Genomic DNA, 23,740 nt, shown 5'->3' on the forward strand with positions numbered 1-23,740 from the left:
ACGATGAATGAATTGAAAATACCCAAAAGGCTGACCACGGCGCTGGTCAACTCGCTAACGGCAGGGGTTGTACCGAGAGTAGGGCTTGAGCATATCGCGGTAGGCCGCAAACCGGAAGTGGAAGCCATACTGCGTGATATGGATAATATTGCGGAAGGTGGAGCAGCTTTCAAGCTCATTACCGGACGGTACGGCAGCGGCAAAAGTTTTCTCCTGCAAATTATTCGCAATTACGCGATGGATCGGGATTTTGTTGTGGCCGATGCGGATTTATCACCAGAGCGGCGGCTTGTCGGTACGAAGGGTCAGGGACTGGCCACTTACCGCGAGCTGATGACCCATCTCTCCACACGCACACGCCCGGACGGTGGGGCGCTCGAGATGATCCTGCAGAAGTGGATCGCAGCGATCCAGCAGGAGATCATGCAGGAGTCCGGGCTACGCCCCGGTGACGCCGCATTGAATGAGCAGGTGGAGCTGCGGATTTACGCGGTAACCAGTAGCATGCAGAACCTGGTGCATGGGTTCGACTTTGCCAAGGTACTCGCTGCTTATTGGAACAGTTACAAGCTCGGTGACGATGACCGTAAGCAGGCTGCTCTCCGCTGGCTACGCGGGGAATACCCTACAAAGACGGAGGCACGCAAAGACCTTGGCGTTGGCGTCATCATTGACGATGACAGTTGGTATGACTATATCAAGCTGTGGTCGGAGTTTACGGCGGCCATAGGCTATAAAGGGCTACTGCTCTTCATCGACGAGGGTGTTAACCTTTACAAAATTACAAATTCGATATCCCGTCAGAGCAATTACGAGAAGCTCCTGACGATGTTTAACGATACGATGCAGGGCAAGGCGGAACACCTCGGTATCTTTATGGGCGGCACACCTCAGTTTGTGGAAGATGAGCGGCGCGGGCTGTTCAGCTATGATGCCCTCCGGTCGCGTCTGATCGACGGCCGTTATGGCAGCAGCGGACTCAAGACTTATACCTCACCGATATTGAAGCTGGACATGCTGTCGTACGAGGAAATCCTTATTCTTTTGCAAAAACTGCGGGATATCCATGCCCTTCACTTTCAATATGCAGCGGTCTTGACCGACGATCAGCTGATTGCGTTCATGCAAAATGCCGTGGGTCGACTAGGTGCCGAGGAGCTGCTGACAACCCGCGAGGTGGTGCGGGACTTTATGGACCTCCTGCATACGCTACATCAGCATCCAGAAACGACGTTTGAAGATTTGCTGGGTGAAATGACGGTGCAGCCTGCCAAGCATGGGGACAAAGATCCAGATGATATGGAAGACTTCCTGGCGGAGTTTGAGTTATGAACCCGAACCCGTTCTCCAGGCTTGCGCCCTTCATTCAGGAATATATATACCGGAAACAATGGGACACGCTCCGTGAAGCGCAGGTCGATGCGTGCCGGGTTCTGTTTGATACGCATAACCATCTACTCATTGCTTCAGGCACGGCATCGGGCAAGACGGAAGCAGCGTTTTTCCCGGCCCTTACAGAGCTGTATGAACGGCCTTCCTCTTCTGTCGGTATTTTGTATATCGGTCCATTAAAGGCGCTGATTAACGACCAGTTTGAGCGAATCCAAGAGCTACTGCGGGAGGGGGAGGTTCCCGTATGGCATTGGCACGGGGATGTGTCCCAAACCGAGAAGACGAAGTTGATGAAAAAGCCTTCCGGCGTTCTTCAGATTACACCCGAGTCGCTCGAGGGGCTGCTCATGAACCGCCCGAATGCGATACCGGCGCTGTTTCAGGATCTGCGATATGTGATCATCGACGAGGTTCACGCCTTTATGGGCGCGGACCGGGGTATTCAGGTGCTGAGCCAGCTGACGCGGATCGAACGGATGGCGTCTTGCTCGCCACGGCGAATTGGATTGTCTGCTACGCTCAGTGATTATGAGACGGCAGCGGGATGGCTTGCAGCCGGGACCCGGTATCCCGTCGAGGTGGTGTCTCCTCAAGGCGGCCGGAAGCTGCGGCTGAGTGTGGAGCACTTCTCCTTCCCGGATGCACGGGATGAGAAGCAGGCCGAGCAGCTGGAGCATGCTCGTAAAGCTTATTATGATTTTGTATATGACCATACCCATCTGAAAAAAGCACTCGTCTTCACCAACTCCCGTTCCGACGCGGAGCTGACAACACTGGAGCTGCGCCGTATTGCCGCTAAGCGCCAGCAGCCGGACGTGTTTCACGTCCATCATGGCAGCATCTCGGCCATGCTGCGCGAAGAGACGGAAGCCGCGCTGCGTAGTGGTCCCGGTCCTGCGGTCGCCGCCGCTACACTTACGCTGGAGCTTGGCATTGACCTTGGGGAACTGGAGCGTGTCATTCAGCTCGGAGCGCCTTACAGCTGCTCCAGTTTTGTGCAGCGTCTCGGCCGGTCGGGACGGCGCGGACAGACATCAGAGATGTTGTTTCTATGTCCGGAAGAAGAGGATGAAGAAGCTCAGCTACCGGCACGGATGCCGTGGACTCTGCTGCGGGCTATCGCGGTCATCGAGCTGTATGTGCGAGACAAATGGGTAGAGCCGCTCACACTGAGAGAAAAGCCGATTGGTCTTCTGTATCACCAGACGATGAGCATTTTGAAGAGTATGGGAGAGGCAGAGCCTGCCGATTTGGCACGTGCGGTACTGACACTGCCTGCATTTCGCGGCATTGATCCGGATGAATACCGGATTTTCCTGAACTATTTGTTGCAGACCGACCATATCCAGCGTACGGACGAAGGGCCGCTTATTATCGGGCTAACGGGTGAGCGTATCGTGAACAACTTCCGTTTTTATGCCGTCTTTAAGGATGATGAAGAGCATGTCGTCTATAATGGCTCCGAGGAGATCGGCTCCATCACCACCGTACCTCCGCCAGGCTATTGCTTCTCACTGGCCGGCAAGTTGTGGAAGGTGGAGGAAGTGGATACGAAGCATAAAGCTCTTTATGTGAAGTCTGCCAAGGGCAAGGTTGATACCCTTTGGCTCGGCGCAGGCGGTGACGTACACACCTGTGTCGTCCACAAAATGCGCGAGGTGCTGGCTGACAGCACGCTCTACCCTTACTTGGCACCGGGAGCTGTGAACCGTCTCGAACGGGCGCGGCGTCTGGCCCGGGAAAGCGGGCTGTTGAAGAGCGTTGTCATTCCGGCAGGAGGCGACTCCATGTTTGTTTTGCCGTGGGCGGGCAGTAAGCAGTTTCGTACGCTGGAACGTCTGCTGAAGCACAATCTGGCTAACCGGCTGGCGCTTCGTTCCATCGTACCGATGGAGCCGTATTATATAGTCGTAGCGGGAAAGACGGATGCCGGCCATCTGATGGACGAGATTATGTCCGAATTGGGCGAATGCGAAGCCTCAGGTCCTGCAACACTGCTTGATCCAGATGAAGCCCCTTATCTCGGCAAGTATGACGAGTTTGTGGCTCCAGAGCTGGTCCGAATCGCTTTTGCAGTGGACGGGCTTGATGTGGAGGGATTGGCGGAGGTTTTGAAAGAGCGCTAGTATTCTGCAGAGGCCATAACCTGAATGTATGAGCGTTCTTACGTTTTCCTGTTTACGGTGAATAACGAGATGAGAATACCTAGCAAGAACAACGATTAACACATTTGCATAAACTGAGCAAGGCTGCCTAATCTCTAGGCGGCTTTTTTGTTCATCTTAACTTATATTTCACACAAAAATGACCGCGGTCTTTAAAGGACGGCAATGCCGTTTCTACTTGGATTAGAGTCTGTATAACATTTTGATAATATATTTTTATAAATTCCATCATATGGTAATATAAGCCTGGGGAGCGCAAAATATTTGTGCTTTCACGACAAATAAATAGCTGAGGTGAGATTGAGATGAGTAGAGTTGAGAAGAGCGGAGTAGCTAGAAATGAGGAAGAGCAGCATTTTGCAGCAAAAATGAATGAACGCGAGCGTGGATCGGTACAAGAACCTGTGAAGAAAACTAAGCTGGAGCTGGAACGGGTGGTGTTCATCGGCCGTACATTTGAAGAGTACATGCAGATGTTTGATCTTGAACTGGATCAGCTCAGCGGTCTGAACATTCTTGATTGTCCGGCAGGGGCTTGTTCTTTTACAGCTGTGGGCAGTCAGCAGGGATTGCATATTACCGCATGTGATATTGCGTATGATCACCAAATCGATGATCTGGAGCACAAGGGGCTACAAGATATTGGGCATGCGATGGAAACGATGGAAAAAGCAAAGGGTCTGTATCTCTGGGACTTCTATAAAGATGTGCAGGGTTTAGGTAAGTATCGCCATCAGGCACTTCAAGACTGTGTGGCAGATATGAGGAAGCGGCCGGAGCGGTATATCGCTGCTGTGCTGCCGGAGCTCCCGTTTGAAGATAAACAGTTCAATCTGGTGCTGTCAGCGCATTTTCTGTTTATGTATGGCGACCGGCTGGACTATGATTTTCATAAGAAGACGATTCATGAATTGCTGCGCGTCACCTCGAGTGAAGTTCGGATATTTCCGCTGGTTGATCTGACGGGGGCTCGCTATGAGCACCTGGATCAGCTGGTGGCTGAGCTGAAGGCAGAAGGATTGCAGACTGAGGAACGGAACGTACCTTATGAGTTTCTGAGAAATGCGAATTCCATGCTGTGTATCCGTAAAAAGCCAGTAGAAGCATAAGGTTAAAGAGGGATTATGGGGTATCCAACAGGTTACCCCTCAACCAGACCTATATATCTGATTTCTATACCGTTGTTTACTGCGACGATAATCAGGCCATGTTGATCGGCATCCGGAATGCTCTTTAGTATTTCTTCAGCCGTCGGGTTGCCGAAGTTTTGTGTCTGCTGAGATGAGCGGGCAGAGCAGGCTGTGAGCAGAAGCAGCAGGGACAAGAGGAAAATCAGCATTTTTCTCATTACAGATAAAAGTTACGTTGAGGGGACTGGCAATATAAATAAAAAAAATAGACTCATGCTCTGGCATGTGTCTATTTTTTGTTGGTACTCCTTAATGGGGTACCGCCAGCAAAACGCGAATTTACAACGCTAAGGAGTATTGAACAGAAAAAACGCCGGTTTTCACCACGCTAAGGGTGTAACCGGCGTTTTAAAGAGCCTTGTAAATAATTCCGTTAAACATAATTCTAATTATCTTGATGCCAAGCCCCCTCAAGTCATTAACATCCACTAATTAAAACATTTACCGAAGTCTAATTACATAGTTACTAACATCCTTTTTCATAACTACGTAAACGTAAACGTAGTTATCGTTTTAGCTATCCATCTAATTATCCCAAATAACATAATAATTTGATGTTCACAAACCACATACGTTTACGTGGTTTTCTAAAAATGATTACACTCAAACCTGCTTGCTCGCAGGACGATGATTATTATTACACGTACACATAAACGTTTACGTGTACGTTCCATTTTCTAGCTATACCAACATCAAGAACATTATAATAACTTGGTTAAAACAGAAATATCGTGTTATTATGAAGGGCGACACGATCAAAACACCTTTAAATTATAAGGAGGAAGAAATAAAATGGATCATGTTGATAATCAAATCCTTTTACATCTTCAAAATCAAGCTAGGATTTCCATGACTGAACTTGGTAAATTGGTGGGTCTATCCCAACCCGCTGTAACGGAAAGAGTCAAACGGATGGAGGAAAAGGGAATTATTAAGGAATATCGTGCAATCATTTCTCCTGAGAAAACCGGAAAAAATGTTACAGCCTATTTCCTGTTTAGTACCAGAGAATGCAATACTTTTCTGGATTTTGTCCGCACGTCACCCTTTGTCGTCGAGTGCCACCGTATAAGCGGAGAACACAATTTTTTAATGAAAGTCATGGCCGACTCCAATTACGCACTTGAAGAGTTCGGCAATGACTGTGATAAATATGGAACGTATACAATTCTAATTGTTATGTCTTCACCCATTGATTATAAACCCATCATTCCATCTTTCGAAGAGTTGAAAATGAGTTTATCCACTCTTTGATGTGAATCCATGTTCTCTTGCCCGCCATACTACGAGTAGAGCAATGAGTACTAGAATAAGCATAACCCATGGGAATGAAAGGACATCAACCGTTACAAGTAGAGCAGCACCGATTAATCCGCCAGCGCTCACAGCCAAATTCCATGCTGTTACCAGCATAGACTGAGCCACATCCACATTATCACCAGCAGCTTCAGCTACAGCCGTTTGAAGCAGTGACGCGGCTCCGCCAAAAGTCAACCCCCACAATGCAGCAGCCAAAAAGATCCCTACTGGCTGATTGCTACTTATTCCAAACAGCATGGATGCCAGGGCGAAACCCGCTAGGCTGATTAATACGAATGGACGAAGCATACGGTCAATCCATATCCCTGTAATCCAGAGCCCAACAGCCGATGCAATGCCAAAAACAAACAGTACAGTGTCAACACGCTGTCCAAGCCCAACCTGAGCGAGGTAAGGCGTAATATATGTGTAAAGAATATTGTGAGCCAGTACCCATATTAGTACGACAAACAAGATAGGCCGTACCCCCGGTATAACGAAGACTTTATGAAGGGGAAGTCTCTTATGAGCTGATTGACCAGCAAAGTCTGGAACCTTCAAGAGTACCCAGACGATCAGCAAGACAGTAAACAGTGACATGATTCCAAAAACTGTGCGCCATCCCACAAGTGTACCCAGTAATGTTCCCGCGGGGACACCGAGCGCCATAGCCAAAGGCGTACCTATTCCTGCTACCGCCATGGCTCGACCTTTGAGAGAATCAGGCACCATGCGACTAGCATAACCTGCTAACATTCCCCACAAAACACCCCCGGCTGCACCTGCCAAGAAGCGGGCAACAAGAGTTATTGTATAACTGGAAGACAGAGCTGTAACACTGTTGAACAAGAAAAAACAAATCAAGCTTAGCAACAACAGTGGTCGCCTCCTCCAACCGCGTGTAGCCGTAGTTAAAGGAATTGCTGCCAAGACGGAGCCAAGGGCATACAACGTAATGAATTGCCCAGCTAATGCCTCCGAGATTCCAAGCCCTTCGCTTATCTGGGGCAACAAACCAGCTGGAATGATTTCGGTCAAAAGACTGATAAACCCAGCCAAGGTAAGGGGAATTAATCCTACCCATGGAAGGCGAACAGAAGATGCAGTATCGGCATCGTCACGTGTAGTTTTATGTTTTTTCAATTTATGTCCTCCCCTTTTCGAAATTCTAATACAACAGCAGTGATCAATTGGCAGATATAAGCTTACCAAATCAAATTGCAACTTTACATAATTTAATTAAAGTAAAGAACCTGTTAAACCTATATATTAAATTTATAACATGGATATTTCCTTTAATTTTAATGCAAGCGTTATTATCGCACAAAAATAATCCATAAGTATGATTCATAACAGATTAACTGTCCATTTATTCAGTAACCTATAAATCTGAAGTGCGCTTCTTTAACACAAAAAATAAAACTAAGTCATTCCGCAACAAAACGCAGCAGACCTAGTTTTATTTTAAAAATTTATTTACGTATATATGTTGTAAATCTCTCCTCATAGAGATTCAGATAGACTAGTCCTGTCCGTAAACTTTTAAGTACACGTATACTTATCTTCCGAAATGCATCCTTAAAGCTTCATTAATGATTCTTGTTTTTTCGACTCTGCTATTTTCGGCGCTTTCTTATAGTAGGCATTTCTATTGTGCAATAAACACCTGCACCATAGATAAACAGCGAAATGAGCAGAAGAACGATACTATGACTAATCGCCGTAAAAACGACCCCTATTGCACCAATACCACCCGTTATAAATCCTGCTGCGAGACCTGAACGACGTCCGTAACGCTGAGAAAGTAGCCCAACAAACAATGCAGCCATAGCAGAACCCAGTGTGAACAACGATGCAGGAACGCCTGCAAAACTTTCAGTGCCTAGCATATCCTGAGCAAGGAGCGCTCCGATTAGTGACACCTGCGGCTAGTCCTGCACCACCAAAAATTTGTGATAAGACTACGATAAGCATGGTTCGTTTATATAGGGGTACCGCCAACCAAATGACATAAAACCAACGCTAAGGAACTCGATTTTATTCATATGTTCAGCCGGGATACGTGTAAAAATGGGTCATAAGCTTACTTTTATTTCCGAATTGCACGATATCAAATTTAAGTACAATGATTCACAATGTACATTTTAATAAATGTCCACGAATCACTCAACGACTTCACTAAAGCTTTTATAATGGGTGCACGCGGCTGTTCCCGCTGCATTTTTTCAATAATCGCTTCAATCAACTGCTTATCCTCTTCTTCCGCCATGGCGGATTTTAGCTCACCCAATAGCGTTTCTTTTGAGACATCTACCTTTGTCGAATGTCGTTGACCAAATCATAATAATGATAGTCATTGTTTAATTTCAAATACAAAATCAGCGGTTCCTTTAATACGTCCTTATCTTTACGGGATTGGCCAATTAATGTTTGCTCGACTTCGGCTTGTAATTCGTTTCAACGTGTTGTAGAATAAAAAACATTATGTAGAATAAAAAACGAAATGTAGAATAGAAGGGGGGACTTACCTATATGCAAATCACAAATGCTGAAATGGAGATTATGCAAGTCCTATGGGAAAGTGGAAGAAGGATGACGACAAATGAAATCATGGAATATTTTCCTGGGAAAAATAAGACGACTATTCTCACGCTTGCCGGTAGGTTATTAGACAAAGGGGCGTTGCAATCCGTGAAACTCGGACGTTCGCATGCTCATGAATATTGGGCAGCTATAAGCGAAGAGGATTACAGAAAAATGCAAACAAAGAGCTTCCTATTCTCCATCCATAATGGCTCTGCCAAAAGTTTGATTAGCTCATTGTTCCAGGCTGAGAATTTGACAAAGAAGGATATCGAAGAGCTCCGGTCCTTTATAAATAGCGAGGCAGACAGATATGATTAAATGGTTGTTAATGACCTCTCTTACCGGTAGTGTTGCAAGCTCATTATTCATTCTGCTACGAACGAAATTGGCATCAAAATATGGTGGCCGTAGGTATTATTACGCCAGTTTGATGGCATTATCGCTTTTTATTTTGCCGCTGCACTTTAACGTGTCAATTAATCAACCACTGTTTTCCCTTTATGAAAAACAGGTGCAACCAGATTCAACGAGCGCTGTTATAGAGATGACTGCAGCGATCGGATCGTCAATGCCTGACCAGACGGCAAGTGCCAGCACTACGTCTGAAAACCAAGATTTCTCTATTTTATCTGTAGATCAGTGGATACTTGGAATCTGGATGGTTGGTTGTTTAGCAATGTTGTACCGTTATTTTTTCGCTTACTTTCGCTTTAAAAAGCAAGCGATTCAATCCTCCCCGATCGATCGTATAGGAGATCTGAAAGTGGTAGTCAGCGATTATGTGCACTCTCCTATGCTAATTGGATTTTTCAAGCCGACAATCGTAATGCCAAACGCGAACATAAATGCAGAGGATTACCAACTTGCGCTGCAGCATGAATGGATCCACTACAAGCAAAGAGACGCTTGGATTAAGCTTATGGCGGTGTTGGTCAACTGCCTGCATTGGTTCAATCCGGTATCTTATCTTGCTTTAGCTAATATTAGCGAGGCCTGCGAATACGCCGTAGATGAACAAATAACGAAAGGCTTGAAAACTACTGAGAAGAAACGATACAGCGAGATGATTTTACATTTTGCTTCAAGTTCGCCTGTTCTGAACAGCAATCTGGCTCAACCAAAAAAACAGTTGTGCAGGAGGTTTTCTCTAATCATGAAACGAAATACGGGAAGCGGAAAAACGGTCTTAGGTATCTTCCTTGTTGTTCTAATTACAACTGTGTCAGTCTTCTCATCCTCCGTTGTTTTTGCTGAGAAATCCAAGCCTCTTACGGAAGATAGAGCTGACATTAAGACCTATTACGATACGTTCAAAACGCCTGAAGAAAATGTGGAAATCGCGCTTGGAACAAAGTCGATGCATACAAGCACAAATTTGTATATTGATGCTGATGGACGAAAGATCGATGATTTCAACCATACTGAGCCTTACTATAAAATTCATCAATATTGGCAGGATAAAGAGTCAGCTGCGAACATGATCAACAAAACGATGTCTATTGAAGGCCATACGGTAACGGTTGCTTTCAGTGAACGCGCGAAGGATTACATAGACGATAAAGTGATTAAACAGATGATAGTCAATCAAATTACTTTTGACTTGGACTACCAGGACCCAAAATATAAGTATGATCATCAGGCATTTATCAAAGAGCTTATGAAGCGGGGAGTTTATGTAATAGAGGAGGTTATTACTCCGAAACAGTTTACTTATAGCCTATCCCAAAAGACAAGCGGCGCCATCGCTGGTCATAAAATGTATACTTCGTATGACAAAAAAACAAAAATAGCAGACATTTTTAACGGAAAAGTTAAGCTGCCCAAAACTAATCTCAATGATATCGGTGAAATAAATCAGGCGGAAGAAACTTTAGCAAAACAAGGGGTACAGCTCGGTGCTGCCTTTGTCATAAAGAACGGCGAAACTTTAGCGATCAGTATAAAGGAATTGTCGGACAAAATGCCCAAGATTCACTTGGCGATCATTGATGAGACGACTGGCAAGATCGTGGATTCAATTTTCAATGCTTCTTTCACTTGGAGTAGGCATATTTACACGCCTGGGAAAAATGAAGTGAATCATTCTTTTAAAGTTGTGGCAAGTGGAGATGAGCAAGATCATGCAAAGTTAGAAATTTATACGTATAAGACTGGTAAAGAGGAAGTGAATATAGCAAATAAAGAGGAAGTGAAAGTGAACATAACAAATTAAAGAAGATTTCATAAGTCGGTAAAATTTCTAGAAGGGGGCGAGATGCCTCCTTTTTTTATTGTTTTTCCTTCTTACCTATTGAGGCCGACACACGAAAGTTTTGAGGGCTTTGTTAGGTGTTGTAGGATTTTTTTGTAATGCAGGATAAGGGGCGTATGACATTTGAAAACCTCCTTATTTCCCATGTTCAGTTAGTTACATTGTATTACATAGATATTAATAGATGGAAATGAAGCTTGTGTAAGGAATGCCTTTAACAGAAAAAAGAAACGCATGCTCAAGCATGCGTTTCTTAAAACTGTAGCTATATCGCACAGCGTTTGCTTCCGTACAGCTGTTAGTGCAGCACGGCGGTTTAGATATGCATCAATTGAAGCTTATGTCTACACCAGCACCTTGCGGAATTCCTCCGTCAGTAGCGGCATGATGTCGAACAAGTCGCCAACGATGCCATAGTCGGCCACCTTGAAGATCGGTGCCTCCGGATCTTTATTAATCGCGATAATGACGCGCGATTGGCTCATACCGGCAAGATGCTGAATCGCACCGCTGATACCGCAGGCGATGTAGATCTCGGGTGTAACGACTTTGCCAGTCTGCCCGATCTGAAGTGCGTAATCGCAGTAGCCTGCATCACATGCGCCGCGAGAGGCACCAACCGCGCCGCCGAGCAGATCAGCGAGTTCTTCAAGCGGCTTGAAGCCGTCGGCACTCTTGACGCCGCGACCGCCGGAGATGACGATTTTGGCCTCGGCGAGATCGATTTTGCCTGTTGTTTTGCGGACTACATCTTTCACAATGGTACGTAGCGATGGAGCCGGATAGGAGATGTCGACGATGTTAGAGTTTCCGCCGTCCGGAGACGGTTCCGCTGCCGGAATATTGTTCGGGCGGATGGTCACGACCCATGGGCCGGATTGGAACACACGCTTTTCGAACGCTTTGCCGGCATAGAGAGGGCGGGTAAAAGAAGCATTACCGTCTTCCACTTCAATCGCGGTTACGTCGGAAATCTGTCCGGCACTCATCGATGCTGCGATCAGCGGGGCCAGATCACGGCCGATGGCTGTGTGACCGAACAACACCACATCCGGCTGCGCTTCTCTAATGGCCGCCTGAACCGCTGCCATGTAAGCATCAGGAGCATAGTTATCCATATCGTCATGTTCGATCGTATATATCGTATCGGCACCGTACGAGGTTAAAGTGGAAGTAGCTTCAGTAATATTGGATCCTGCTAACAGGATGCGGATGCTGTCACCGTCTCCGGCAAGAATGTGGGCGGCACCCAGCGTTTCCAGTGCAACCTGGCGCAGCTTTCCGTCACGGCTTTCGGCGTAAACCAAAATGGTTTTGCTCATAACATTACCTCCCAGATCAATATAGGAATGAGTTCATCATGAATCAAACAATATCCTGCTGTCCAAGGTCAGCGCTCCTTCAGTGTTATCCCCTCAAGAGGATGGTATGACGGACGGCCCCTCAGCCATACACTCAGAGTAAGTACGTAGTAAACTGCATCCTTTTCTCGCAAGAAAAACTACCGTTAAGTGCGGTTTTCCTTCTTTTGAGGTATGTCGATAGACGTTTTTCTTCTAGGACATGTAATCGGATACAAAAAAAGATGTGTACAGCCGTCTCGATTAAATGACCTTGGACTGAGAGCGAAGGAGCGATACCAGTTCATGCGCTACTTCTGCCGGATCACCTTTCAAAATGCGGCCTGCGCTCCGCTCCGGCGGAAGGGACAGCTCCGATTGCTTTGTTGCCGGCAGTACATCTTCTGCCGAAATGCCGATGTCATCCAAAGTTAATGTTTTAAAAGGCTTTTTCTTCGCCTTCATAATGCCCGGAAGCGAAGGGTAACGCGGTTCATTCAAGCCTTGTTGGGCTGCGAACAGCGCCGGAAGCGGGAGTTCAAGCACTTCGAGGTCGCCCTCGGCGTCCCGGTGGACTTCAGCCTTGCCACCGCTGATCGTAAGCCGAGTGATCGATCCGGTATGCGGAATGCCGAGCATGCCAGCCAAGCGAACAGCGACCTGACTGGAGCCGCGATCGACCGAGAAGTTGCCGCCGAGAATCAGATCGGCATTTTCGTTGGACAAATAGGCGTGGAGTACTTTGGATACAGCGTATTCATCATCCGGTATCCGTTCATCGGAGATGAGTACCGCATCGTCCGCACCCATCGCGAGTGCCGTCCGAAGGGCTTCCGCTGTCCGGTCCGGGCCAACGGAGAGGAGGGTAACACTACCGCCGTGCTCATCACGCAGCTTTACTGCTTCCTCAACAGCATACTCATCGTACGGATTAATGACGAACTTTGCGCCGTCCTCGGCAATCGCGCCGTTATCAATCGTGATTTTTTCCTCGGTATCAAACGTCTGCTTGAGCAACACTACAATCTTCATCGGTCCAGCTCTCCCTTCAATATGAAAATCATGGGCGTACGATTCTGTCCATTTAGCTAATTTTGCATTACTTATTCTTTGCTGGAAATGCCATGCAGAAAAAAACTTAGCGTATCTTCGACCTGACCGCTTAACGGGTATTTGCGTCCCGAGATCAGCCATGAGGTTACCGCTTCATCCATCGATCCGAAGATGAGGTTTCGCACAAGCTTAATGTTTAGGTCCGAGCGGAACCGGTTCTCTTCTACGCCTTGCTTCAGAATATTCTCGATCAGCACAATATATGGCTTCAGTGCGCTGCCAATTTCCTTGCGTAGTTCCAGATCGCTCTGCCGCAGTTCAATCTGCGTGACATAGGCCAGCTCCGGATTGCTCTCCAGCTCGGTAAAGTGGATATGGCACACCGTGCGAAGTGCTTCGATCGGGTCGGTGATTCCTTCCACGCTGTCATGAAATTTACCGACGAGCTCACCGAGCTTTTCCTGGAACAGCCGGATCAGAATATCCTCCTTTCTTTTAAAGTACAAATAGATCGTTCCGTCGGCTACGCCGGCTGCTTTAGCGATCTTCGACACTTGGGAGCGGTGGTAGCCATTCTCGGCAAACACTTTCAGGGCACCCTGGAGTATAAGTTGGTACTTCTCATTTTTTTTACTTGTCATCTGCTCACCCCGATGTTAGAATACAGTTAAATTTATGAATGAATACTCATTCATTTCTTGTTCCCATCATAAAATACGTCAGAAACATTGTCAATGCTGTGTTTACAGGATCGATGAAAATGTTCGCAGCCTGACCGCAGCACCCTAAATAGAAGAGAGGAGGGACCCTGATACGGTCGGCCGAATGACCGTTATTTTTTGTCCTATATATGAAAGCGCTTCATATCTCGTCCCACTTTTGTCACAAGTTCTGTTGACATTTCAAGTTGCATTCCACGAGGTAATGATGAGGATTTATGAAGCAGAAGACAGCAATTAGAGGATTTTAAACACAAGGGGCTGATGAGGATGATCTGGCAAATAATCAACGCGCTGCTCTTTGTCGGTATAACAGGTTGGGCGGTTTATATGTTCGCCTCTGTCGTATATCGCCGGTATTTGTACATCCGTCTGGGACAGCCAGCCAATCTCAAAAAAGATATGAAGGAGCGCCTGGGTCAATTTTTCATTCAGGTGTTTGGTCAGAGCAAGCTGTTTAAAGATCGCAAGAGCGGGATTATGCACTTTATCGTTTTTTACGGGTTCATAGTTTTACAGTTCGGTGCAATCGACATCATCTGGAAAGGGCTGACGGGGTACAACCTGTCGATTCCTGGACATGACGCGTTCATTCTGATGCAGGAAATTACGGTAACACTCATTCTTCTCGCGATTGGTTATGCTGCCTACCGGCGGTACGGCGAAAAGCTGAAGCGGCTGAAACGGGGCTGGAAGCCGAGCATTGTCGTTTTTTTCATTACTTCGCTGATGGCTTCTGTACTGCTGACGATGGCTTTCGAAAGAGTGATGGAAGAGCTGCCGGCGTCTGGTTTCGCACCGATTTCGTCGGCAATCGCCTCACTGTTCGCCTGGGTGCCGCATATCGGTGCAACGGTTGCCTACTTCGCGTTCTGGTGGATACATCTCATTATTTTACTCTCGTTCCTGCTCTATGTGCCGCAGTCGAAGCACTTCCATCTCATTACGGCGCCGATCAACATATTTGTGCGCAGAACAGAACCGGTGGGGCGTTTAAGCAAGTTGGATCTGGAGGATGAGGAAGCCGAGGAATTCGGTGTCGGCAAAATTGAGGATTTCACCCAGAAGCAAATGCTTGATTTCTACGCTTGTGTGGAGTGCGGCCGCTGCACGAATGTGTGCCCTGCTTCCAATACCGGCAAGCTACTCTCACCGATGCATATGATTGTGAAGCTGAGGGATCACCTGACGGAAAAAGGAGCCGCCCTCACCTCCAAGTCACCCTGGATACCAGCGGTGGTGTTCGGATCGCCGGGCATTCACAGGATGGAAGCCGGGGAGGAGCCTCTTGCAGAGTGGAGAGGTGAAGGGATCACGGACATCGGGCCAACGATGGCGGTTCAGAAGCGGGCTTGGCATCAGGTGGAGGGCGTTAACCCGCAGGATGTGGAGCTGCTCGGAGGAGTTATGACGGAGGAGGAAATTTGGGCCTGTACGACGTGCCGCAATTGTGAGGATCAGTGTCCGGTTGCGAATGAGCATGTGGACAAAATCATCGATCTCCGCCGCCATCTGGTGCTTATGCAGGGCAGTGTGCCGCAGGAAGGCCAGCGGGCGATGATGAACATCGAGCGCCAAGGCAATCCGTGGGGTATCAGCCGCAGCGACCGCAACAAATGGGTGGTAGAAGTCGATTCGGACGGCAGTCTCGGCCTGAAAATTCCGACGGTGAAGGAAAATCCGGGTTTTGAATATTTGTTTTTTGTCGGTTCCATGGGTTCCTATGATAACCGCAGCCGTAAAATCACCCGCGCCTTCGTGCGCCTGATGAATGAAGCCGGCGTGAACTTCGCTATTCTCGGCAATGAGGAAAAGAACTCGGGTGATACGCCACGACGCATGGGCAATGAGTTTCTGTTCCAGCAGCTATGCAATGAGAATATCGAGACGTTCCAGAAATACAACGTTAGTAAAATTGTCACGGCATGTCCGCACACCTTCAATACGTTGAAAAATGAATATCCGGAGTTTGGATTGGAGGCCGAAGTGCTGCACCATACCGAGCTGTTGGATAGGCTCGTGAAGGAAGGTCGACTTACGCCGACGTATGAGGTGCCGGAGACGATTACGTATCACGACTCCTGTTATCTCGGACGTTACAACGACGTTTATGAACAGCCGCGTGACGTGCTACGGGCCATACCGGGCGTGAAGCTGACGGAGATGGAGCGCACCCGTGAGAACGGGATGTGCTGCGGCGCCGGAGGCGGCCGGATGTGGATGGAGGAGGATGAAGGCAAACGGGTTAATCTGGCTCGTACCGAGCAGGCGCTGGCCGTGTCTCCAACGATGATCAGCTCGGCCTGTCCGTACTGTCTGACGATGCTGGAAGACGGAACGAAGGAAAAAGAAGTGGAAGAAAGCGTGAAAACGCGCGATATCGCGGAAATTTTGGAGTTATCCGTATTTGGTCCATCTAAAATCCATGAACGGGAGGTCGTTATGCAATGAGCAATATCATAACTAAAGAAGCCATAAACGGTTCCGGTGCCACGAGCAGAACTATATCCAAAGCAGCCGTCATCGGCTCCGGGGTCATGGGGTCGGGCATCGCTGCCCATCTCGCCAATGCAGGGATTCCGTGTCTGCTGCTCGATATGGTCCCGAAATCTTTGACCCCTGAAGAGGAAAAAGCCGGACTGACGCTGGACGACCCAAAGGTTCGAAACCGGCTGGCAGCTAAAGCGGTGGCGGGACTGCCGAAGGCGAGCACAGCACCTCTGTACTCGCCGGATTTTGCCAATCGGATTACACCAGGCAATACGGAGGATCACCTGAATCTGTTGAAGGAAGTAGACTGGATCATTGAGGTGGTGACCGAACGGCTGGAGATCAAGAAGAGTATTTTATCCCTTATTGAAGGTGTGCGTAAGGAAGGGGCGATTGTCAGCACCAACACCTCCGGCATTTCTGTGAACGAAATGGCTGAGGATTGTAGTGAGGAATTCCGCCGTCATTTTCTTGGTACGCACTTTTTCAACCCGCCTCGTCATATGAAACTGCTGGAGATTATCCCGGGTTTTGATACGGACCCCGAGATTACGGCGTTTATGACTGAGTTCTGCGAGAAGCGTCTCGGCAAGGGGGTGGTACTGGCGAAAGATACACCGAACTTTATCTCGAACCGGATCGGCACTTACGGTCTTCTGGTAACCCTGAAGGAGATGATCGAGAACGGATATACGGTAGAGGAAGTAGATGCAGCAACCGGTCCGGTGCTTGGACGTCCGAAGAGCGCAACCTTCCGTACACTGGATCTGGTCGGCATCGACACTTTCGTGCATGTAGCACGGAATGTGTATGACAGCGTGCCGGACGGGGCGGAGAAGAATGTATTCACGGTACCTGAGGTAATGAACGAGCTTGTAACCCGTGGCTGGACAGGTGAGAAGGGCGGCCAGGGCTTTTACAAAAAAATGAAGGGTGAGCAGGGCAGCAAGATCCTTTCACTAAACCTTTCCACGATGGAATACAACCCGGGCGCGAAGATTAGTTCCGCATCCCTAGAAGCAGCCAAGGCTGCCAAAGGTTCCAGAAAGAAAATCAAGGCATTTCTTGGTACGCCGGACCGCTATTCGGAGCTGGCCTGGAATGTAATGAAGCAAGTGCTTGTGTATTCAGCTGAGAAGCTTGGTGAGATCGCAGACTCTATCGAGGATATCGACAATGCGATGAAATGGGGCTTTAACTGGGAGCTTGGGCCGTTTGAGACTTGGGATTTGATTGGATTGTCTAAGTCGGTACAGCGCATGGAAGCGGAAGGGCTTACGGTGCCGACATGGGTGAAGGACTGGATTGCTGCTGGTAATGAATCGTTCTATCAACAAAAGGACGGAGGGCTCTTCCACTACTTCAAAGGGGAGTACAAGGGAACCTGGGAGAAGCCGGAGATGACCTCACTGCAGGCGCTGAAGTCTCAGAACCGGATTATCCGCTCCAATACCGGTGCGAATCTGATCGATATCGGTGACGGCGTAGCCTGCCTTGAGTTCACCTCGCCTAACAACGCCATCGGGGCTGATATTCTCGTCATGATCCAGCAGAGTGTGGATGAGGTTCGAGCCAATTACCGGGGACTGGTTGTTGCTAACGAAGGACGCAACTTCTGTGTCGGCGCGAATCTGATGCTCATGCTGATGGAAGCCCAGAGCGGTGATTGGGATGAGGTGGATGACATCATCCGTCTGTTCCAGGGCAGCATGATGAAGCTGAAAGGTCTGGAGAAGCCAGTAGTGGCTGCTCCGCACCGGATGACGCTGGGTGGAGGCGTGGAAGCGTGTCTGCCGGCTGACCGCGTCGTGTTCTCGTCGGAAACGTATTTTGGACTCGTTGAGACCGGCGTCGGATTGATCCCTGCCGGCGGCGGCTGTAAGGAGATGGCGCTTCGTATCAGTGACAGTCAGCCGGATCCTGAGTCTGACCTACAGCCCGCGATAAACAAAATTTTCGAGACGATTGCGATGGCGAAGACGTCTACGAGTGGACACGATGCTATCCGCATGGGTTATGGAAGGCCAACCGATACGGTGGTCATGAACCCAGATCACCGCATTTATGAAGCGAAGCAGGCTGTTCTCGCCATGGATCGGGCCGGTTATGTGCCGCCGCAGCCGGGTCGTGCCCGTGTCGTTGGCCGCGATGGCCGCGCTGTCTTGCAGATGGGTGCGCTTGGATTGAAGCAGAGCGGATATATTAGCGAGCATGATCATCTGATTGCGAAGAAGCTAGCGCATATTTTGAGCGGCGGCGATGTGCCAGCCGGAACGGTAGTGACGGAGCAGCATCTGCTCGATCTGGAGCGGGAAGCATTCCTGAGCTTGCTCGGAGAAGTGAAGACCCAGCAGCGCATGCAGCACATGCTTGCGAAAGGCAAGCCGCTTCGCAACTAATAAACCATTAAAGGTGAATGAGGTGAATGGCATGAGAGAAGCAGTCATAGTATCCCTTGCGCGAACGGCAGTCGGCAGGGCTAAGAAAGGAAGTCTTGCCCAGACTCGTGTTGAGGATTTAGGAAAGATAGTACTTGAAGCTGTTATTCAACGTGCACCGGGATTGAAAAAAGAGGATGTGGAGGATGTCATTCTCGGCTGTGCCATGCCGGAGGGAGAACAGGGGTTAAACGTCGCCCGGATTATTTCGCTATATGCGGGCTATCCGGTGAGCGTTCCGGCACTGACGGTCAACCGTTTCTGTTCCTCCGGACTTCAGGCAATTGCCTTTGCGGCTGAACGCATTATGCTCGGCCATGCTGAGGTGATCGTGGCGGGTGGCGTAGAAAGCATGAGCCATGTGCCGATGACCGGCTTTAAACCAGCTCCGCATCCGGTGCTCGTAGAAGATATGCCAGAGGTATATATGGGCATGGGCCACACCGCAGAAGCGGTAGCACTCCGGTTCGGCATCAACCGCGAGGATCAGGATGCTTTTGCCGTCAGCAGTCACCGTAAAGCGGAAGCGGCCATTCGGGAAGGCAAGTTCCGGGATGAGATCGTACCTGTGAGCGTGAAGCTGACGACGGCGGACGAAGAGGGCAAAATCCGGAGTAAAGAGTTTATGTTCGATACGGATGAGGGGGTTCGGCCTGACACTTCTCCGGATGGTCTTGCCCGTTTGAAACCGGCCTTTGCACTTGGCGGAACCGTTACAGCAGGCAACGCGTCACAGACGAGTGACGGGGCTGCAGCGGTAGCGGTGATGAGTCGCGAGAAAGCGGAGGAGCTTGGCTTAAAGCCGCTGGCAACGTTTCGTTCTTTCGCCCTGGCTGGAGTAGAACCCGAAATTATGGGTGTCGGCCCGGTTGAGGCCATTCCGAAGGCGCTCAAAATGGCAGGTATTACGCTCGATCAGGTGGACCTGTTCGAGATCAATGAAGCTTTCTCTTCCCAGTGCTTACACATTATTCGCACACTTGGAATTGATGAGAATAAGGTCAACGTCAATGGAGGGGCTATCGCTCTTGGCCATCCGCTCGGTTGCACCGGCGCCAAGCTGACGACAAGCCTTGTATCTGAGCTGACTCGCCGCGGCGGCGGCTACGGTATCGTGAGCATGTGCATTGGCGGAGGAATGGGAGCAGCTGGTGTGTTCGAAGTTCACAGTGCGTAAACAGTCTTAATCCAAAATGGTGAAAGGGGAAATAAAGCATGAGCGAGAACCAAACAAAACAACCGAAAATCGTAGGCGGCGGATTTGTCATTGATAACCCGAATCTGGACCGGATCCTTACACCGGAGGATTTTACTGATGAGCATCGTATGATTGGTGACACAGTTCGTGACTTCATCGAAGGTGAAGTGGTACCACAGGACGAACATATTGAGAAGTTGGATTACGAGCTGACGGTTGAACTGCTCCGCAAAGCCGGAGAGCTTGGACTGCTCGGAGCGGACATTCCTGAAGAGTTCGGCGGCGTCGGACTCGACAAGGTAAGCTCTACGATCATTAACGAGTCGCTAGCCAAAGGTTCCTCATTCGCCCTGTCCTTCGGTGCCCATGTCGGAATTGGCACGCTGCCGATCGTGCTCTTCGGCACGACAGAGCAGAAGCAGAAGTACCTGCCAGATCTTGCGACAGGAGCCAAAATCGCAGCCTACTGTCTGACAGAGCCGACCTCTGGTTCGGATGCTATGAGTGCGAAGACGACGGCGCGTCTGACTGACGACGGTGAGCATTATATTTTGAACGGATCGAAATTGTATATCACGAACGCCGGGTTTGCGGATATCTTTATTGTATATGCCAAAATCGACGGCGAGCATTTTACCGCGTTCATCGTTGAGAAGGAAATGGAAGGTTTCACGCTCGGACCGGAAGAGAAGAAGATGGGCATTAAGGGTTCCTCTACTCGTCCGCTCTTCTTCGAGGATGTGAAAGTGCCGAAGGAGAACTTGTTAGGTGAGATCGGCAAGGGGCACCGAATCGCGTTCAATATTTTGAATATTGGACGTTACAAGCTGGCGGCCGGAACGGTGGGCGCGGCGAAAGAGTCCATTGAATTGAGCGCGAAGTACGCGAATACGCGCAAGCAGTTCGAGACGCCGATTTCCAATTTCCCGCTCATGCGCAAAAAGCTCGCCGAAATGAACATTACCTCTTTTGTAATGGAAAGCATGGTGTACCGCACGGCAGGATTGCTGGATGAAGCGATGCAGGATATCGATTACAGCAGCAATGATGCAGGTGCCCAGGCGGCAGCGGCTGTATCCGAGTATGCGATTGAGTGCTCGATCAACAAGGTATATGCATCTGAAGGTCTTGATTTTATCGCTGACGAAGGGGTTCAAATCCATGGTGGTTATGGGTATATCCAAGAGTACAAGATTGAGCGGATTTACCGTGACTCCCGTATAAACCGTATTTTTGAAGGCACGAATGAAATCAACCGTCTGCTCATCCCGGGTACGCTTGTTAAGAAAGCAATGAAGGGTCAAATCGCTCTTCTGCAAAAAGCCCAAAGCCTCCAGGGAGAACTGCTGCAGCTTGTACCGGGACAGACGTTTGAAGGAACATTTGAGCAAGAAGCGCATTATCTTGATATGAGCAAAAAGATTTTCCTTCTCGCCGGCGGTCTTGCCGTCCAGAAGTTCGGAACGAAGCTGGAAAAAGAACAAGAGGCGCTTGCGAATCTGGCCGACATGATGATCGACATCTATGCCCTTGAAAGTGCATTACTGCGCACGCGTAAACAGATTGCCCGTACTTCGGAAGAGAAGGCAGTGAGTATGATCGAAATGACGCAGGTGTTCGCGTATGAAGCGTTCCAGCGCATAGAAGCACTGGCCAAGGAAACGCTCGCTTCGGTGGAGTCCGGTGATATGCTGCGTATGCAGATGTCGGTGTTGAAGAAGCTGACACGTACGAACCCAGTGGATACGGTGGCTCTCAAGCGGAGCATCGCGGCACGTGTGGTAAAAAACGAACGGTACACGGTGTAATTGGCCGAAAGAAGCCGGAGCCTTTTAGATTTTTTTGAAATTGGATAAGGACGACGGAGTCGTTTCTACTTGGAGTAGGAGTGAAGGAAGCTTTACAGCATTCCTCAGGAAAGGGATGGTTTTGTATGCATGCAAAGCCTTGGCTGCCGTTTTACCCGGCTGAAGTAGCCCCCACGTTTGATTATCCGAAACAGAATTTGGCGTTATTTCTCGTAACGTCTGCACAGAAATTTCCGCATCGGCCGGCGCTGTATTTTATGGGCAAAAGTATCAGTTATAAAACATTACTGGAGTCGTCGTATCGTATGGCACACGCACTTCGGAGCAAGGGAGTGGCAAAGGGGGACCGGGTGGCGATTATGCTGCCCAATTGTCCTCAGGTCGTTATCTCCTATTACGGGGCTCTGCTCGCCGGCGCGATTGTGGTGATGACGAACCCCCTCTATATGGAGCGGGAGATCGCGCATCAAATGAAGGATTCAGGCGCAAAAGTGATGATTACGATGGATATGTTTGTGTCCAGGGTGGAGAAGGTCATTGCAGAGACGGAATTGAAACACATGATTGTGACTTCTATACCGGACTATCTTCCTTTTCCGAAAAACATGCTGTACCCGATCAAGGCCAAAAAAGCCGGCCCTTTACCGGTTGTTACGTACGGTGAGACGGTGCATCCCTTTAAAAAACTTCTCGCGGAATCGTCGGACTTTCCGATATGCGAAAAGATTGACGCAGAGAAGGATCTGGCGCTGCTTCAGTATACGGGAGGTACGACGGGTGTACCCAAAGGAGTTATGCTCACGCATTACAACCTCATTGCCAATACGCTGCAAAGTGCGAATTGGTGCTACAGAGTGGAAGAGGGCAAAGAACGCTATCTGGCGGCACTGCCCTGCTTTCATGTGTTCGGTCTGACCGTTCTGCTGAACCAGGCGATCTACCGGGCAAGTGAGCTGCTGCTGGTGCCAAAATTCGAGGTGACGATGATTTTGGATTTGATCCGGAAAAGGAAACCGACGCTGTTCCCAGGTGCTCCAACCATGTACATTGCACTCATTAATCATCCACGCATTCTTGAGTACGACCTGTCTTCTCTAAATGCATGTATTAGCGGTTCTGCTGGGTTACCGGCAGAAGTGCAGGATAAATTTGAAGAAATGACGAAGGGCCGTTTGATCGAAGGTTACGGACTTACCGAGTCATCACCTGTTACGCATGTGAATCCGATCTGGGAAAGACGCAAGCTTGGTACCATCGGGCTGCCGATGCCGGATACAGAGGCCATGGTCGTAAACCCGGATACCGGCGAAGAGGTACCGCTGGGAGAGCCTGGCGAGTTAATCGTGAAAGGGCCACAGGTGATGAAGGGGTATTGGAACCGGCCGGAGGAAACGTTTGATACTCTTCGGAACGGCTGGTTGTTTACAGGCGATATGGCAACGATGGACGAGGAAGGGTATTTCAAGATTATTGACCGGAAGAAGGATATGATTATCGCGAGCGGTTACAATATATATCCGCGTGAAATTGAAGAAGTGCTGTATGAGCATCCGTCTGTCAAAGAGGCCGTCGTGGTTGGAACGCGGGACGACTACCGTGGTGAGACCGTTAAAGCTTACATTGTGCTGAAGGACGGAGCAAAGCCGGATCCGGCGGATCTGGAGAAATTTTGCCGCAGTCAGCTGGCCGCCTATAAGGTGCCGAGGCAGTACGTGTTCCGCGACTCGCTACCCAAGACAATGATTGGTAAAGTGCTGCGCCGGAAGCTGCTAGAAGAGGAAGACGAAGGTAGACCGACGGGCTAATCTTAG

Annotated in this window: 17 protein-coding genes and 1 pseudogene; 11 read left to right on the plus strand and 7 right to left on the minus strand. The window is 49.0% G+C overall.

The window, feature by feature from the left end; genetic code table 11:
• The first annotated feature begins 3 nt into the window (after positions 1 to 3).
• The 3 genes from MNQ98_RS01215 to MNQ98_RS01225 all read left to right on the plus strand — a co-directional run bounded on the left by MNQ98_RS01215 (position 4) and on the right by MNQ98_RS01225 (position 4,666).
• Positions 4 to 1,332, plus strand: coding sequence for an ATP-binding protein (locus MNQ98_RS01215; protein WP_241931535.1), 1,329 nt, complete (start codon positions 4 to 6; stop codon positions 1,330 to 1,332).
• Positions 1,329 to 3,518, plus strand: coding sequence for a DEAD/DEAH box helicase (locus tag MNQ98_RS01220; RefSeq protein ID WP_241931536.1), 2,190 nt, complete (start codon positions 1,329 to 1,331; stop codon positions 3,516 to 3,518). The genes MNQ98_RS01215 and MNQ98_RS01220 overlap by 4 nt, the downstream gene beginning before the upstream one ends.
• A 407-nt stretch (positions 3,519 to 3,925) precedes the next feature.
• Positions 3,926 to 4,666 (plus strand): SAM-dependent methyltransferase, encoded by a 741-nt coding sequence (locus MNQ98_RS01225; RefSeq protein ID WP_241933813.1) that lies wholly within the window; start codon positions 3,926 to 3,928, stop codon positions 4,664 to 4,666.
• Positions 4,667 to 4,698: 32 nt separating this feature from the next.
• Here the strand turns inward: MNQ98_RS01225 and MNQ98_RS01230 are convergent, their stop codons facing one another.
• A complete protein-coding gene (locus tag MNQ98_RS01230) occupies positions 4,699 to 4,896 on the minus strand; it encodes a hypothetical protein (protein WP_241931537.1) in 198 nt (65 codons plus the stop codon).
• Between the two features lie 643 nt (positions 4,897 to 5,539).
• Between MNQ98_RS01230 and MNQ98_RS01235 the strand changes: the two genes are divergently transcribed.
• On the plus strand, positions 5,540 to 6,001 hold the full coding sequence (locus tag MNQ98_RS01235) for an Lrp/AsnC family transcriptional regulator (RefSeq protein WP_241931538.1): 462 nt from the start codon (positions 5,540 to 5,542) through the stop codon (positions 5,999 to 6,001).
• Here MNQ98_RS01235 and MNQ98_RS01240 read toward each other — a convergent pair.
• The 3 genes and pseudogenes from MNQ98_RS01240 to MNQ98_RS01250 form a co-directional block, all read right to left on the minus strand.
• Positions 5,987 to 7,189 (minus strand): MFS transporter, encoded by a 1,203-nt coding sequence (locus MNQ98_RS01240; protein ID WP_241931539.1) that lies wholly within the window; start codon positions 7,187 to 7,189, stop codon positions 5,987 to 5,989. The two genes, MNQ98_RS01235 and MNQ98_RS01240, sit on opposite strands and share 15 nt — an antisense overlap.
• A 503-nt stretch (positions 7,190 to 7,692) precedes the next feature.
• Positions 7,693 to 8,020, minus strand: a pseudogene (locus MNQ98_RS01245) (MFS transporter); the annotation flags it as partial.
• A gap of 142 nt (positions 8,021 to 8,162) precedes the next feature.
• Positions 8,163 to 8,336 carry a hypothetical protein gene (locus tag MNQ98_RS01250; RefSeq protein WP_241931540.1) on the minus strand — a complete coding sequence of 58 codons (174 nt, stop codon included), beginning with the start codon at positions 8,334 to 8,336 and terminating at the stop codon, positions 8,163 to 8,165.
• A 242-nt stretch (positions 8,337 to 8,578) separates the two neighbouring features.
• Between MNQ98_RS01250 and MNQ98_RS01255 the strand changes: the two genes are divergently transcribed.
• Together MNQ98_RS01255 and MNQ98_RS01260 are read left to right on the plus strand one after the other, a co-directional pair.
• Positions 8,579 to 8,950 (plus strand): BlaI/MecI/CopY family transcriptional regulator, encoded by a 372-nt coding sequence (locus MNQ98_RS01255; RefSeq protein ID WP_241931541.1) that lies wholly within the window; start codon positions 8,579 to 8,581, stop codon positions 8,948 to 8,950.
• Complete coding sequence (locus MNQ98_RS01260) at positions 8,943 to 10,844, plus strand: M56 family metallopeptidase (protein WP_241931542.1); 1,902 nt, start codon at positions 8,943 to 8,945, stop codon at positions 10,842 to 10,844. The genes MNQ98_RS01255 and MNQ98_RS01260 overlap by 8 nt, the downstream gene beginning before the upstream one ends.
• A gap of 383 nt (positions 10,845 to 11,227) precedes the next feature.
• Here the strand turns inward: MNQ98_RS01260 and MNQ98_RS01265 are convergent, their stop codons facing one another.
• From MNQ98_RS01265 to MNQ98_RS01275, 3 genes are all read right to left on the minus strand, one after another.
• Positions 11,228 to 12,205 (minus strand): electron transfer flavoprotein subunit alpha/FixB family protein, encoded by a 978-nt coding sequence (locus MNQ98_RS01265; protein WP_241931543.1) that lies wholly within the window; start codon positions 12,203 to 12,205, stop codon positions 11,228 to 11,230.
• 282 nt (positions 12,206 to 12,487) lie between these two features.
• On the minus strand, positions 12,488 to 13,255 hold the full coding sequence (locus tag MNQ98_RS01270; protein ID WP_241931544.1) for an electron transfer flavoprotein subunit beta/FixA family protein: 768 nt from the start codon (positions 13,253 to 13,255) through the stop codon (positions 12,488 to 12,490).
• 71 nt (positions 13,256 to 13,326) lie between these two features.
• Positions 13,327 to 13,917, minus strand: coding sequence for a fatty acid metabolism transcriptional regulator FadR (locus MNQ98_RS01275; RefSeq protein ID WP_241931545.1), 591 nt, complete (start codon positions 13,915 to 13,917; stop codon positions 13,327 to 13,329).
• Positions 13,918 to 14,265: 348 nt separating this feature from the next.
• Here MNQ98_RS01275 and MNQ98_RS01280 point away from each other — a divergent pair, with 348 nt between their 5' ends.
• From MNQ98_RS01280 to MNQ98_RS01300, 5 genes are all read left to right on the plus strand, one after another.
• Positions 14,266 to 16,446: a (Fe-S)-binding protein gene (locus MNQ98_RS01280; protein ID WP_241931546.1), complete on the plus strand. Its 2,181-nt coding sequence runs from the start codon at positions 14,266 to 14,268 to the stop codon at positions 16,444 to 16,446.
• A complete protein-coding gene (locus tag MNQ98_RS01285) occupies positions 16,443 to 18,884 on the plus strand; it encodes a 3-hydroxyacyl-CoA dehydrogenase/enoyl-CoA hydratase family protein (RefSeq protein ID WP_241931547.1) in 2,442 nt (813 codons plus the stop codon). Before MNQ98_RS01280 ends, MNQ98_RS01285 begins: the two co-directional genes overlap by 4 nt.
• 31 nt (positions 18,885 to 18,915) lie before the next feature.
• Positions 18,916 to 20,100 (plus strand): acetyl-CoA C-acyltransferase, encoded by a 1,185-nt coding sequence (locus tag MNQ98_RS01290; protein WP_241931548.1) that lies wholly within the window; start codon positions 18,916 to 18,918, stop codon positions 20,098 to 20,100.
• A 38-nt stretch (positions 20,101 to 20,138) separates the two neighbouring features.
• The gene (locus MNQ98_RS01295) at positions 20,139 to 21,929 is read left to right on the plus strand and encodes an acyl-CoA dehydrogenase family protein (RefSeq protein ID WP_241931549.1); all 1,791 of its coding nucleotides are present in this window, start codon (positions 20,139 to 20,141) and stop codon (positions 21,927 to 21,929) included.
• A 125-nt stretch (positions 21,930 to 22,054) separates the two neighbouring features.
• Complete coding sequence (locus MNQ98_RS01300; protein WP_241931550.1) at positions 22,055 to 23,734, plus strand: long-chain-fatty-acid--CoA ligase; 1,680 nt, start codon at positions 22,055 to 22,057, stop codon at positions 23,732 to 23,734.
• Positions 23,735 to 23,740: the final 6 nt, after the last annotated feature.

Source organism: Paenibacillus sp. N3/727 (genome assembly GCF_022637315.1).
GTDB classification, from domain to species: domain Bacteria; phylum Bacillota; class Bacilli; order Paenibacillales; family Paenibacillaceae; genus Paenibacillus_AQ; species Paenibacillus_AQ uliginis.

Excerpts from the sequence above, each read along its gene's own strand:
- MNQ98_RS01255 (WP_241931541.1), top strand. The coding sequence starts at position 8,579 with ATGCAAATCACAAATGCTGAAATGGAGATTATGCAAGTCCTATGGGAA.
- MNQ98_RS01275 (WP_241931545.1), bottom strand. The coding sequence starts at position 13,917 with ATGACAAGTAAAAAAAATGAGAAGTACCAACTTATACTCCAGGGTGCC.
- MNQ98_RS01295 (WP_241931549.1), top strand. The coding sequence starts at position 20,139 with ATGAGCGAGAACCAAACAAAACAACCGAAAATCGTAGGCGGCGGATTT.
- MNQ98_RS01280 (WP_241931546.1), top strand. The coding sequence starts at position 14,266 with ATGATCTGGCAAATAATCAACGCGCTGCTCTTTGTCGGTATAACAGGT.
- MNQ98_RS01230 (WP_241931537.1), bottom strand. The coding sequence starts at position 4,896 with ATGCTGATTTTCCTCTTGTCCCTGCTGCTTCTGCTCACAGCCTGCTCT.
- MNQ98_RS01235 (WP_241931538.1), top strand. The coding sequence starts at position 5,540 with ATGGATCATGTTGATAATCAAATCCTTTTACATCTTCAAAATCAAGCT.
- MNQ98_RS01260 (WP_241931542.1), top strand. The coding sequence starts at position 8,943 with ATGATTAAATGGTTGTTAATGACCTCTCTTACCGGTAGTGTTGCAAGC.
- MNQ98_RS01300 (WP_241931550.1), top strand. The coding sequence starts at position 22,055 with ATGCATGCAAAGCCTTGGCTGCCGTTTTACCCGGCTGAAGTAGCCCCC.
- MNQ98_RS01270 (WP_241931544.1), bottom strand. The coding sequence starts at position 13,255 with ATGAAGATTGTAGTGTTGCTCAAGCAGACGTTTGATACCGAGGAAAAA.
- MNQ98_RS01290 (WP_241931548.1), top strand. The coding sequence starts at position 18,916 with ATGAGAGAAGCAGTCATAGTATCCCTTGCGCGAACGGCAGTCGGCAGG.
- MNQ98_RS01265 (WP_241931543.1), bottom strand. The coding sequence starts at position 12,205 with ATGAGCAAAACCATTTTGGTTTACGCCGAAAGCCGTGACGGAAAGCTG.
- MNQ98_RS01225 (WP_241933813.1), top strand. The coding sequence starts at position 3,926 with ATGAATGAACGCGAGCGTGGATCGGTACAAGAACCTGTGAAGAAAACT.
- MNQ98_RS01220 (WP_241931536.1), top strand. The coding sequence starts at position 1,329 with ATGAACCCGAACCCGTTCTCCAGGCTTGCGCCCTTCATTCAGGAATAT.
- MNQ98_RS01285 (WP_241931547.1), top strand. The coding sequence starts at position 16,443 with ATGAGCAATATCATAACTAAAGAAGCCATAAACGGTTCCGGTGCCACG.
- MNQ98_RS01215 (WP_241931535.1), top strand. The coding sequence starts at position 4 with ATGAATGAATTGAAAATACCCAAAAGGCTGACCACGGCGCTGGTCAAC.